At 46.9% G+C, this 12,393-nt stretch carries 8 protein-coding genes; 6 read left to right on the top strand and 2 right to left on the bottom strand.

From position 1 onward, the window contains the following. Window positions 1-466 precede the first annotated feature (466 nt). From ABTV53_RS28600 to ABTV53_RS28590, 3 genes are read left to right on the top strand one after another with little or no spacing between them, the layout of a single operon-like run. Window positions 467-1,561, top strand: coding sequence for a GtrA family protein (locus ABTV53_RS28600; protein ID WP_433749137.1), 1,095 nt, complete (start codon window positions 467-469; stop codon window positions 1,559-1,561). Further along, entirely contained in the window at window positions 1,561-3,852 is a 2,292-nt protein-coding gene (locus ABTV53_RS28595) for a glycosyltransferase family 2 protein (RefSeq protein ID WP_433749133.1), read from the top strand. The genes ABTV53_RS28600 and ABTV53_RS28595 overlap by 1 nt, the downstream gene beginning before the upstream one ends. An 11-nt stretch (window positions 3,853-3,863) precedes the next feature. Beyond that, complete coding sequence (locus ABTV53_RS28590) at window positions 3,864-5,723, top strand: hypothetical protein (RefSeq protein WP_433749130.1); 1,860 nt, start codon at window positions 3,864-3,866, stop codon at window positions 5,721-5,723. Window positions 5,724-5,908: 185 nt separating this feature from the next. Here ABTV53_RS28590 and ABTV53_RS28585 read toward each other — a convergent pair whose 3' ends face one another. Next, the gene (locus ABTV53_RS28585; RefSeq protein ID WP_433749127.1) at window positions 5,909-6,625 is read right to left on the bottom strand and encodes a DUF421 domain-containing protein; all 717 of its coding nucleotides are present in this window, start codon (window positions 6,623-6,625) and stop codon (window positions 5,909-5,911) included. Between the two features lie 129 nt (window positions 6,626-6,754). Beyond that, complete coding sequence (locus ABTV53_RS28580) at window positions 6,755-7,846, bottom strand: GntR family transcriptional regulator (protein WP_433754367.1); 1,092 nt, start codon at window positions 7,844-7,846, stop codon at window positions 6,755-6,757. A gap of 442 nt (window positions 7,847-8,288) precedes the next feature. Here ABTV53_RS28580 and ABTV53_RS28575 point away from each other — a divergent pair, with 442 nt between their 5' ends. The 3 genes from ABTV53_RS28575 to araA all read left to right on the top strand — a co-directional run bounded on the left by ABTV53_RS28575 (window position 8,289) and on the right by araA (window position 12,293). Next, window positions 8,289-9,905 (top strand): xylulokinase, encoded by a 1,617-nt coding sequence (locus ABTV53_RS28575; protein ID WP_433749124.1) that lies wholly within the window; start codon window positions 8,289-8,291, stop codon window positions 9,903-9,905. A gap of 1 nt (window position 9,906) precedes the next feature. Beyond that, entirely contained in the window at window positions 9,907-10,602 is a 696-nt protein-coding gene (locus tag ABTV53_RS28570; protein ID WP_047840995.1) for an L-ribulose-5-phosphate 4-epimerase, read from the top strand. A 272-nt stretch (window positions 10,603-10,874) separates the two neighbouring features. After that, window positions 10,875-12,293 (top strand): L-arabinose isomerase, encoded by a 1,419-nt coding sequence (gene araA, locus ABTV53_RS28565; protein ID WP_421896147.1) that lies wholly within the window; start codon window positions 10,875-10,877, stop codon window positions 12,291-12,293. The last annotated feature ends 100 nt before the right edge of the window (window positions 12,294-12,393 follow it).

The raw sequence follows: 12,393 nt of genomic DNA, 5'->3' as shown, positions 1-12,393 counted from the left end.
AGAATCTCCGGCTATGCAAGCATGGTTGGCGGACGGCAGAATAGAAGCATCTGTATTTGGGGAGTTTTGACCGTCTATTATGTACCGTTTCGACTTAATTAGCTCATTAAGATGATAGTGACAGTAGTTCTATAATTCACGAGCCACCTTTGTACAGTAAAAGGTGGTTCTTTTTCGTGTATGCGACCACTGTATAAACACACTTTTTCTACCTTGTATCCTTCTCAAGCAACTGTGTTTCTGGCACCGTTCAGCGAGAGAGGGCTCATCGCGCAGAATGCCATACTGCAACCATGTAGACTAACCCTCTACTAGTATTTTTCACCTATGAATTAGCTTATAAAAGAGTGCAACTTTTTTACCAATATATAGACAAGTTACTCGTTTACTGTATCCCTTTTCGGTGTTATACTCACAATATTCAAAAAAGAATTTGTGAAAATATGTCGAATTGAGGCTTATCAGGATGATTATAGGTAGACAAAACGGCGAAACGATCATCCTTATTCCATCACTTGAACCGGATGAGAGACTTCCAGCCTATGTACGGCAATTGCGAGAGTATGGATTTACTAATATTGTTATTGTGGACGATGGATCTGGTGAGGCCTACCAGTCGATTTTCGAGGAGCTTCGTGAGAACGGTTGTGCTCTGCTAACACATGCGGAAAATCAGGGGAAAGGTGCGGCACTCAAGACCGGATTTGATTATATTGGAAAGCAATTCGACGCATCCTCCTTCGTTGTAACCGCTGATTCAGACGGACAGCACGCGGCTGAGGATGTCTACCGTATAGCCCAAGAAGCAAGACTCCATCCAGACTCGTTGGTGCTCGGGGTAAGGAACTTCAGTGAGGGGAACATACCGCCAAAGTCCCTGTTAGGCAATCGGATGACCTCCTTTATTTTTGCCATGCTATATGGTAAAAAGCTGTCAGATACCCAGACTGGGCTTCGTGCCTTCGGTCCAGGGCTACTTGCGTTTATGCAGGATGTTCGCGGCACTCGATTTGAATATGAGCTGCAGATGCTCATCTCGTGCATTCAGTCTGGCATACCGATTCATACCATGCCAATCCAAGTCATTTATGAGAATGGCAATGCGGGCACACATTTTAAAGCGATCCAGGATAGCGCCCGAGTCATGGGGGTATTGTTCTCCAATTTCCTGCGGTTCATTTCATCGTCGGTGGCCAGTTCGGTTGTTGATTTGGGTATCGCCTGGTTTTTGATCGACGCGTTACGGCCCGTGTTGGGTGAGCAGCACTATCTAAGAATTCTGCTCGCAACCGTGATTGCGAGAGTTATGTCCATTGTGGTCAACTATGTACTGAACAGACATTTTGTATTCCGCAAGGAGGATAGCCAGGGCAGTCTATGGCGCTATCTGACGTTATGCGGAGTAGTGATATTGCTTTCCAGTACCGGTGTATATATATTCCATACCGTTCTCTTCGTAGATGAGAAATTGGCGAAATTCGTCTGTGATGCCTTGCTGTTCCTGCTCAGTTTCCAATTGCAGCGAAGATGGGTATTTGCAGCAAGGAGGAAGCAGTTGTAGTGCAAAACGAAAAAAGGCAGAATATCTTTTTTATCATCACGATGATCCTGATGTCGATTTATTTGGTATGGCGTGCGTTTTTTACGTTGCCATGGGGTGAAGGCGTTCTGAACGTTATTTTTGGTATGCTGCTGATTGTGGCTGAAACGGTCACCGTACTGACAACCTTTGAATTATTCTTTCAGAAGATGCAAAAAGAACGTACACAGCTCGACTTTCCAGTCGTTCCGCCGGAATATTATCCGGATGTGGATGTATTTATTGCTACGCATAATGAGCCCGTTGATCTGTTATATAAAACCGTCAATGCCTGTACATTCATGGATTATCCGGACAAGCAGAAGGTTCATATTTATCTCTGTGACGATGGAGCAAGACCTGAGGTGGAGGAGCTTGCCAGACAGTTTGGCGTGGGATATCTGGGGTTCCCCGGAAACAAGGATGCCAAGTCTGGTAATCTGAACAATGCACTGAGCAAAAGCTCTTCGCCGCTTATTGCCACGTTTGATGCGGATATGATTCCACAGCACACCTTTTTGATGAAAACGGTACCCTATTTCATGCTCTCCACGTTTATTAAGGAGAATGAGGTATGGCGTCCTCGCCGAGAGGACGAGATGGACCCTAAGTTCAAGCTTGGTCTGGTACAGACCCCGCAGAGCTTCTACAATCCGGATCTATTCCAGTTTAACCTGTATGCAGAGCAAGGTATTCCGAATGAACAGGACTTCTTCTCCAGAGAAGTGAACATCCTGCGTAATGCCTCCAATGCGGTAGCCTATACAGGAAGTAATACAATCATTTCCCGGCAGGGTATGGAAGACATCGGAGGTTTTCCGCTCAATACAATCACCGAGGACTTTGAGACAAGCATCCGCTTGCAGCAGGAAGGTTATATTACCTATGCGACTCAAGAGGTTCAAGCTGCCGGACAGACAACAACAACAGTGAAGAGCATGATTAAGCAACGGATTCGCTGGGCAAGGGGTATTATTCAGAGCTTGCAGAATACGCGTGCACCCTTATCTGGGAAGCTTCCTTTCTGGACGAGAGTGACCTACTTGAGCAGCTTCTTATACTGGTGGTCCTTCTTTAATCGGTTGATTTTCATTTTGGCACCTATTTTGTTTGCGTTATTCGACTTCCAGATTGTGAACACAACCTTCTGGCAGATCTTAATATTCTGGCTTCCATCCTATTTCTTCTACAGTGTATCCATGCGATATCTGTCCAGCAATATTCGGAATCAGCGATGGAGTCAGGTTATCGATACGATATTTATGCCTTATCTGATCTGGCCTGTTCTTCTAGAAACGCTGGGTATTCGTGAGAAAAAATTCAAGGTTACCAACAAAAGCAGAGCGAGCGGTCGTCAATGGATGTCTGCTCTGTTATATGCCCTTCCGCATATCTTCTTGCTATTGCTTTCCATTGCAGCCGTGATTCGGTATGTGAATGGCAAGTACGGCATTGCGCTGTTCTTCAGCAGTATCATTATTTTCTGGCTGATTCATAACATGATCGCGCTATGTTACGCCCTGTTCTTCATGATTGGCCGTCGTGCGTATCGGGAGACAGAACGGATTCGGGCGCAGGAAGATGTTACGATTCACGACCAAGCCAACAATCTGCGATATCAGGCCAAGACGGTGGATGTATCCGAACAAGGGATTGCCTTCTATGTTCCTTATCCCATTTATTTGGCTGAGCAGAAGATCATCTCTCTGATCGTCAAAACCGAGCGATATGAGGCGAACCTCGATGCAGTCATCGTTTATGTGAAACAGGATGGAGAGGGCTGGCGCTATTCTGCAACGGTTCAGCCGGTCGGTGAGAATGATAACCGCCAATACATGCAAATCATCTACGACCGTAAACACTCATTGCCAGAGCAGATGAATCTGTGGGATACGGCTTATGATGATATGTTACGTAATGTGAAAAAACGTATTGTTCAGCCCAGATCCGATCAGCGAAAAATGCCGCGGCTTTCCCTTCAGCTTCCAGTTCATTTCACCAATGATGCTAGCTGTACGCTGCGCAGCTTCAATTATCGTTTCTTCTCCGCGACGGGATTTCATGGTGATATTGCGGCAGGAGCGGTCGTTACTTTTTATACGAAGAGTAATATTGAAGTCATCCTGCAACATACGGGAAAAACGACAGCCCGTGAGCGCGAAGTACTCCTTTCGGTGGAGAATATTGATGATATTGTGGAGAAGGGCCTGATCGAGCAGTTGCTGACGGATCTGATTCAGCCACATTCCGATCGTGCCACCAGAGAGGGTTAGGAGAGATAAAGATGCTCATTGTGCTTCATTTTGTGATGGGAGTTTTATTGATATTCTCCTTTCTTGGTTATATGCAGTTTGTACGGAAGGCACTTTCACTGCGTTGGGAGTTCGTCCCTGTGTTCGTGTTTTCCTCGATTGCCTGCTTCGTATATTTTGCTGGCTTGGCAGGTCAGCTCTTTATTGGAAGTATTATTGTGTTGATCCTAGGCTTGGTGTTTGTTAGAGGTACGCTGGTTCGAGCTGTCCGACAAGGGACCAAAACCAAACCGAATGTATTGTTCTCGTTATTTCAGTTTTCTTTTCTGGGCGGAACGTTCATCTTTTTGCTGGTTCTGTTCCAAAATGAATTGACACACTACGATAACTTTTCGCACTGGGCCATAGTGTTGAAGCAGATGCTGAGTACAAATGCTTTTCCGACACCAGACTCCAGCCTGATTGATTTTAAAAACTATCCGCTGGGAACTTCGTCGTTTATTTATTATGTCTGTCGCTTTATGGGGCACTCCCAGTCCGTGATGCTTTTGGCACAGGGTCTGCTTATCTTTTCCTGTTTTTATGCCATGTTTGGCATTGTTTCGGAGAAGAAACGCTTCCTTCTGTACGCTTTTCTCGGACTCGGGTTATCTACGCTTTCCTTTTTCAATCTTACGATTCGGATCACCAATCTACTCGTGGATTTCTTGCTTCCGATCTACGCACTCGCGATCCTGGCGGTGATTTATCAATATCGTCATGAGATCAAAAAGGCATGTATTGTTGTTCTTCCGCTTGCTGGATTGCTGACCATTATCAAAAGCACAGGGATTATTTTCGCCGCGATCGGCCTGATCTTCCTGGTGTATACGTGGTTGAGAAATGGGCAGCTCTCGAACTGGAAAGTCGGACTGGCTGTGCTGGGTACCCTTGGCGGTTCATTCCTTCCGTATTTCGGCTGGAGCTGGCGAATGGCAACGGTATTTCAAGGGGTTGATAACAAGTTCGAGGGGACAGCCGCGGTGATCAAAGCGGGCAAGACGGGAGAACAGAAATGGGAGATTCTGACGCTCTTCCTGAAATCGAGCATGGATATCACGTCCAGGCCTGTGCTCGGCATTGTACTTTTCCAAATTATCGCAATCGCAGCTTCTGTATTTGCCATCATCGTGCTTAAGAAGAAGTGGAACTTATGGAAAGCACTAATTGCTTTGGACGTTGTTCTGTTGCTGTATTATGCAGGTATTCTGGCGCTGTATCTCTTCTCCATGCCACTGGATGAAGCAATTGTCCTGGCAGGCTTTGAGCGTTATGCATCGAGTATCGTGGTGCTGTTCGCTGGTGGGCTGGTGTTGTGCGCTGCGATCGACCTGGAGCGTTCATTCCATTATCGGATTGGTGAAGTGCCTGATTATCAATCCTTTAAGACGGTCGAGACGAAAGGTCATTATCAGAAAGGCATTATCGGCTGTATGGCGGTTGCTGCCACCATCCTTTTGTCCGAATACAACGGTATCGTGTCTATCGCCCAAAGCTATGATACAACGCTCCCTTACAAGATTCATGCGGTTACCGGTGATCGGTGGTACCCAGGTGGGCAAGAGGATAATAACAGATATCTCTTCTACGCCTCAGACAGGGACCAGCAGGTCACGAACTATTACATGCAATATGTAGGGAAGTATTTCTTGTATGCTCCACATGTAGACGGGATCGTGTTGTTCTATGAGGATAATATGGACAACCTTCTGAGCGGCTACGATTATTTAGTGGTTGTCGAGACGGATCTCAACGCCAAGTGGTTGCTGAAAAAGCATTATGGTATTGACATGCAGGAGGGTATCTACAAAATCACCCGTTCCGGGGATCAGATCGTTCTTACGTTGACTTGAAATCATAGGTATTGAGATCCTGCGTTCATTAAGGAAGTTGCAGAAGGTTCTGGAACTAGCAAAGCTGAAGGTAGATCAAACCCAATTAGTCGTGTAGACCAAGGTCTGTACGACTATTTGTCATGCTACTGGAAACAGGAAATTCGGCCACTCGTTAGGGGGAGTGGATTCCACACTGTGTTCATTCAATGCTGAATAGGGGGAAGCTTCGCAGATGAGTGCTCCTCTGAGATATACAGCTCACCGTTGTCATCTACAGTTGCAAAAAAGATGTTGTCCTGACGTAGTCCTCGTGTTTGAAGTTGTGATGCGAGCCAGGTGGTATCCTTTTGCACATAGGACAGGGTGTCTTCATATACCTTTCCTTCTATGATCAAAGGGTAGGAGACGCTCTTCTTTTGCTTGACCAGGCCCAAATCTTCAAGAGAGGGAGCAGATTTTAATTCTTTTTTATAAACGGTCAACTTGCCGTTGGCCTCCAGTATGGCGAAATCAACATCGCCTAGATGGAATATATCTCTTTCACGCAGCATTTGAAGAATGTTGTCCACCGAATATTTTACTTTTTTCAAGTTGGGGACAATGAGCTGGCCTTGACTTACAACAACAGTTGGTTCAAATGTGATAAGTTTTCCAAATTTCCTCCATTTAATCGTCAGAACAGAAACGAGCCGCTGTGTAAGACCGATTAATATGATCGCCACCGCGGTATGGATATGCTCAATTTTGGGATCAGCAATATCAGCACCTACAACAGCCCCCAAACTAAGGACGACCAGAAAGTCGAACACAGGCAGTTCACCAACAGAACGTTTGCCCATGAACATACCTACAATGAGCATGAGCGGGAAAATCGTAAAAATCCTTCCTGCAACCAGCAAACTATCTTTCACTATTTCCATGATTTCCACCCCAAGGTACCCGCCCTTTCCTTCTGAATTAATAAGCTCTGAACATATCATGAGTCCTATCATTATTGCCAAGAAGAAAACGAAAATAAACAGTCACTTGGTAATGCTGAGTTGGTTTATTTATTCCACTTCGATCTCCTTCACCGTCTCTCCCTCAACCAGCACCGGCTGATAGTAGGTATTCGTCGGCAGATCTTTTTTGCCTTGCAAATTCTTGATTACCCAGTCGGCAGCATCACGGCCCATTTGTTCTTGGGGATGGGTTAGCGTGGTGAGCCGAATGTTGGCGTTCTTGGCGATATACGAATTGTCCTGACCAATGATGGATAACTCATCCGGGATCGAGATACCCAGTTGCCTGCAAGCGTGCACGACCTCTAGCCCCACCTCGTCGTTATAACAGACGATTGCGGTGAGCGAATCCCTGTTTTCGGCCAGATACGTAGCTACATTGGAAGATAACTCTGGTTTTGAGGCGGTATCAAAGGAAAGTACTTGTTCCGGGTGGAACCGTAACTTCGCTTCACCCAGCGCTTTGATGTACCCCTTCATTCGGTATTTCCCTTGCAAATCATCCATTTTCGCAATAATGCCGATTTGGGTATGACCCTTGGCGATCAATTCCCGTGTAGCAAGATAACTGGATTGCACGTCATCCAGGCAGAAGAACGGAACCTCCAACTCTTCATAGAACGCATTAATCATCGTAAACGGTACATCCTGCTCCTTGAATGAGAGGTAGTACGCAATATTAGGATTATAGAGATTACTTTTGGTCGGTTCGACAATCAGGCCATCCACACCGTAGGAGAGCATCATTTCGAGTGCTTTTTTCTCCTGTGCCACATCATTATTGGTGCTGGCCAGCAGTAACGAGTAGTTGTCCTCATTCAGGCGACTCTCAATGCCGCGAATAATGGAAGGAAAGATATAATCGGAAATGTACGTCGTGATCACACCAATCGTTTTCTTGGATGTATTACCGCCTGAGCGTGATCGATACTGATTGCTTACGTAGGTTCCTGAACCTTTTTCGCTTCGTAAAAATCCTTCGTTCGATAACTCTAAAATGGCCTTCCGCACCGTCTGGCGACTTACGGTGTAGCTTTCCTGTAATGCCAGCTCGGTTGGAATCTGTTCGCCTATGCTATATGTCCCTGAAAGGATATGACTTTTTATATCATCAATGATGACCTGGTATTTTGGCTTCACGTAGTCCACTTCTTTCATCGTTACTCATCTATATTAACGTCATTATTCCAATAGTTGTACGTACATATTCTAGCATGATTCAGATGGGAAGCAAATAAAACCGAACATTTTTCGAAATAAACCGTACATATCCGGCTTTTTTGCATGGAGGTGTACCTTACAGCATAGCCGTTTTATAGCTGTATAAGACCTTTGAATGGTCAAATAGAGTACAATATGTGTTCTTTGTAAGTATAACTATTATATATTATTGACAAATGTACGTACAAAAAATATACTAAGGCTGTCAGAAAAGGAAAGCGCATTCTTTTAAGAAGACAGATTTTTTGAACCACCTTTTATACCAAAATCGTGATTAGTCACTGCCATAAGTAGAAGTTTCACCTTATATATGCATCCTATGGGATGTGAAATCGCGACCGGAGAGGGGATACACGTGATTATGAGTCAACTGGACTTGAAAGAAGCCATTACCAATGGTGCTACTTCACTCGGAATTGAATTTGGATCAACGCGGATTAAGGCGGTGTTGATTGACGAGCGTTTTGAGACCATTGCGTCAGGCAGTTATGAATGGGAGAACCTTCTGAAAGACGGATATTGGACGTACAACCAGGAGGATATCATCACAGGTCTGCAGACGGCTTATCGTGAGATGAAGCAAGAGGTGGAACAGAAATACGGAATCACGCTGAGAACAGTCGGTTCGATCGGATTCTCAGCCATGATGCACGGATATATCGCATTGGATAACGCGGGTGAACTGCTGGTACCTTTCCGCACGTGGCGTAACGCGACGACGGGAGCAGCTGCAAGGGAGCTAACCGAACTTCTGCAATTCAATATTCCGGAACGTTGGAGCATCGCCCACTTGTACCAAGCGATTTTGAACGAAGAAGCGCATGTGCCACAGATCGATCACCTGACAACCTTGGCTGGATACATCCACTGGTTGCTGACGGGCAATAAGGCGATTGGCATCGGCGATGCTTCAGGCATTTTCCCCATTGACGAGTCTACACATAATTACCACCCAACCATGATCCAACAGTTCGATGAACAGATCGCGGGCAAAGGTTATCCATGGAAAGTCGAGGACCTTCTGCCCAAGGTATATCTCGCAGGTGAGAATGCAGGTGCATTGACGGAAGCGGGAGCCAAGTTGCTCGACCCTTCGCAAGATCTGCAAGCAGGTATTCCACTGTGTCCGCCAGAAGGTGATGCCGGAACGGGTATGGTGGCAACAAATAGCGTGAGAAAACGTACGGGGAACATCTCGGTCGGCACATCCGTATTTGCCATGATTGTACTGGAGAAGGAATTGTCCAAAGTGTATCCCGAGATTGATATGGTCACCACGCCGGATGGCAGTCCAGTAGGGATGGTACATGCCAACAACTGTTCCAGTGATATCAACGCATGGGTGGGACTGTTCCGTGAATTCTCTCAAGCGATGGGATATGAAGTGGATAACGGCAAGTTGTTCAGCGTGTTGTTTAACAAGGCTTTGGAGGCAGACCCGGATGGTGGCGGCTTACTCAGCTACGGTTACTACTCCGGTGAGAACATTACGGGACTTGAGAAAGGCCGTCCATTGTTCGTCCGCTCCCCGGAAAGCAACTTCAGTCTGGCAAACTTCATGCGGACACATCTGTTCAGTGCCTTCGGTGCGCTCAAGCTCGGCATGGATATTTTGACGGAGCAGGAGCAGGTGTCGATTGACAGTATTCTGGCCCACGGTGGCCTGTTCAAAACCCCTGTGGTCGGACAACGGATTGTTGCTGCTGCGATGAACGTACCGGTGTCGGTCATGTCTACCGCTGGTGAAGGCGGCGCATGGGGCATGGCACTTCTGGCTTCGTACATGATCAACAAGGATCAAGAGGAGAGCCTGGATGTGTTCCTGGAGCAGAAGGTCTTTAACGATGTGGAGGGAGTCGAAGTGGCACCGGATGCATCGGATGTGAAGGGATTTGAAGCATTTATCGAACGCTACCGGAGTGGGCTTGCGATTGAGCATGCAGCTGTAAACCATCTGGTAGAAAACGGGAGGGAATAACATGTTAGAACAATTGAAAGAAGAGGTATTCCAGGCGAATCTGGAACTGCCCAAGCACGGACTTGTGAAATTCACATGGGGTAACGTCAGCGCAATCGATCGGGAAAGCGGTCTGTTCGTCATTAAACCAAGTGGCGTTAGCTACGATGTGATGAAGGCAAGCGACATGGTTGTGGTTGACCTGGACGGTAACGTCGTGGAGGGTGAGATGAGACCTTCCTCGGATACCGCAACACATGCCGTACTATATAAGCATTACTCGGAGATTGGTGGCATCGTGCATACGCACTCCACATGGGCGACCATCTGGGCGCAAGCCGGATTGGACGTACCTGTGATGGGAACCACACATGCGGACACGTTCTATGGGGCTGTGCCTTGCGCACGTTTCCTGAACCAGGACGAGGTGGATCGCGGATACGAAGCGGAGACAGGACGTGTCATTATTGAAACGTTTGAACAGCGTGGAATTGATGTGATGGCGGTTCCGGCAGTGTTGCTCCATGGTCACGCACCATTTACGTGGGGGAAAGATGCCAAGTCAGCGGTGGTGAACAGTGTCGTGCTGGAGGAAGTGTGCAAAATGAACCTGTACGCGCGGCAATTGAATAACTTCGCGAAGGAACTGCCGCAAGGCATCCTGGATAAACATTATCTGCGCAAACACGGAAAAGACGCGTATTACGGACAGAAGTAATTAGGCTATAACAGTGATTGGAAGCATGTTCTGGCTTCCAAGTGGTTTAGTGTGGGAATGACTTGTTCAACTATACTTTTTACACGATAACGGAGAAGACAGAAGAAAGCTGGAGAAGCGGAGCGTTCGCCTTTATCACAGGATTTTCCCTTTAAAAAAGGGAATCAGAAAAATCCGGGGATAACCAGCGATCGAAAGATTATTCTGGCTGCGCAGTGTGCTAGTGTAAACCCACTAGTTCAACTATAAAATAATGAAATGAGGATGATTACATGTCAGCAGCAAAAGAATTCTGGTTTGTCGTCGGTTCACAGCACTTGTACGGAGAAGAAGCCTTGGGCGAAGTAAAAGCCAACGCACAGAAAATCACGGATGCCCTCAACGCAAGCGGTGTACTGCCGTACCCGCTCGTATTGCAGGATTTGGCGGTAAGCGCAGATAAAATCACAAGCACGATGAAGGAAGTTAACTACCGCGACGAAGTAGCGGGTGTCATCACATGGATGCATACATTCTCCCCGGCGAAAATGTGGATCCGTGGTACAAAATTGCTGCAAAAACCTTTGCTGCACTTGGCAACCCAATTCAACGAAAGCATTCCATGGGCAACCATTGATATGGACTTCATGAACTTGAACCAAGCCGCTCACGGTGACCGCGAATATGGCTTCATCAATGCACGTCTGAGAAAACAAAATAAAATCGTTGTTGGCTACTGGGAGCGCCCGGAAGTGCAACAGCAAGTTGCCGACTGGATGGACGTAGCGGTAGCTTATAATGAAAGCTTTAACATCAAAGTAGCTCGCTTCGGTGATAACATGCGTAACGTGGGCGTGACTGAAGGCGATAAAGTAGAGGCACAGATCCAGTTCGGATGGACCGTTGATTACTTCGGCATTGGCGACCTCGTGCAATACGTGAACGCTGTAACAGAGCAGGAAATCGACGATCTGATCGCTCAATATAAAGACCTGTACGAATTCGACTATGGCACAAACAGCAAGGAAGCTTGGGAAGCCAGCGTACGTGTGCAAGCGAGTTATGAAATTGCGATCAAACGGTTCCTGGACGAAGGTGGTTACAGCGCCTTCACGACGAACTTCGAAGATCTGCATGGCATGAAACAACTTCCGGGTCTGGCTGTGCAACGCCTGATGGCTCAAGGGTACGGATTCGCCGGTGAGGGTGACTGGAAAACAGCTGCGCTGGATCGCTTGCTAAAAATCATGGCCCATAACGAGAACACGGGCTTCATGGAAGATTACACATACGAGATGGCCACTGGACAGGAAGCGATCCTGCAATCTCACATGCTTGAAGTAGATCCGACACTTGCCAGCACGAAACCGAGAATCATCGTGTCCCCACTGGGTATTGGCGATCGCGAAGATCCGGCACGTCTTGTGTTCGACGGCAAAGCAGGCGAGGGTGTCGTAGTATCCATGGCAGACTTCGGAACACATTACAAACTGCTGATCAACGAAGTATCCGCATTTGAGCCAACTGTTCCAGCACCTAACTTGCCGGTAGCACGTGTTCTGTGGAGCGTGAAGCCAAACTTCCAGGACGGGGTAAAAGCATGGATCGAAAATGGTGGCGGTCACCACACGGTGGTATCCTTGAACCTGACAACAGATCAGATCGTAACATATGCGAAACTGGTGAATCTGGAGTACGTTATTATTAAGTAAACGTGGATTGGCAGCTACTGCCTGAACTTATACAAATTCTTTCTCTGTGGCCGGGGGTTAACCCTCGGCCCTTTGTTTGTTATGCTGAGAAGCATGAGGT

This window comes from Paenibacillus amylolyticus (assembly GCF_050990605.1).
GTDB lineage: Bacteria > Bacillota > Bacilli > Paenibacillales > Paenibacillaceae > Paenibacillus > Paenibacillus amylolyticus_H.
The sequence above is the reverse complement of the archived record's forward strand: the minus strand, read 5'-3'. Positions and strand labels throughout refer to the sequence as shown.

Coding starts and splice junctions, on each gene's coding strand:
- ABTV53_RS28600 (WP_433749137.1), top strand. CDS start 467: ATGATTATAGGTAGACAAAACGGCGAAACGATCATCCTTATTCCATCA.
- ABTV53_RS28590 (WP_433749130.1), top strand. CDS start 3,864: ATGCTCATTGTGCTTCATTTTGTGATGGGAGTTTTATTGATATTCTCC.
- ABTV53_RS28585 (WP_433749127.1), bottom strand. CDS start 6,625: ATGGAAATAGTGAAAGATAGTTTGCTGGTTGCAGGAAGGATTTTTACG.
- ABTV53_RS28575 (WP_433749124.1), top strand. CDS start 8,289: ATGAGTCAACTGGACTTGAAAGAAGCCATTACCAATGGTGCTACTTCA.
- ABTV53_RS28570 (WP_047840995.1), top strand. CDS start 9,907: ATGTTAGAACAATTGAAAGAAGAGGTATTCCAGGCGAATCTGGAACTG.
- araA (WP_421896147.1), top strand. CDS start 10,875: ATGTCAGCAGCAAAAGAATTCTGGTTTGTCGTCGGTTCACAGCACTTG.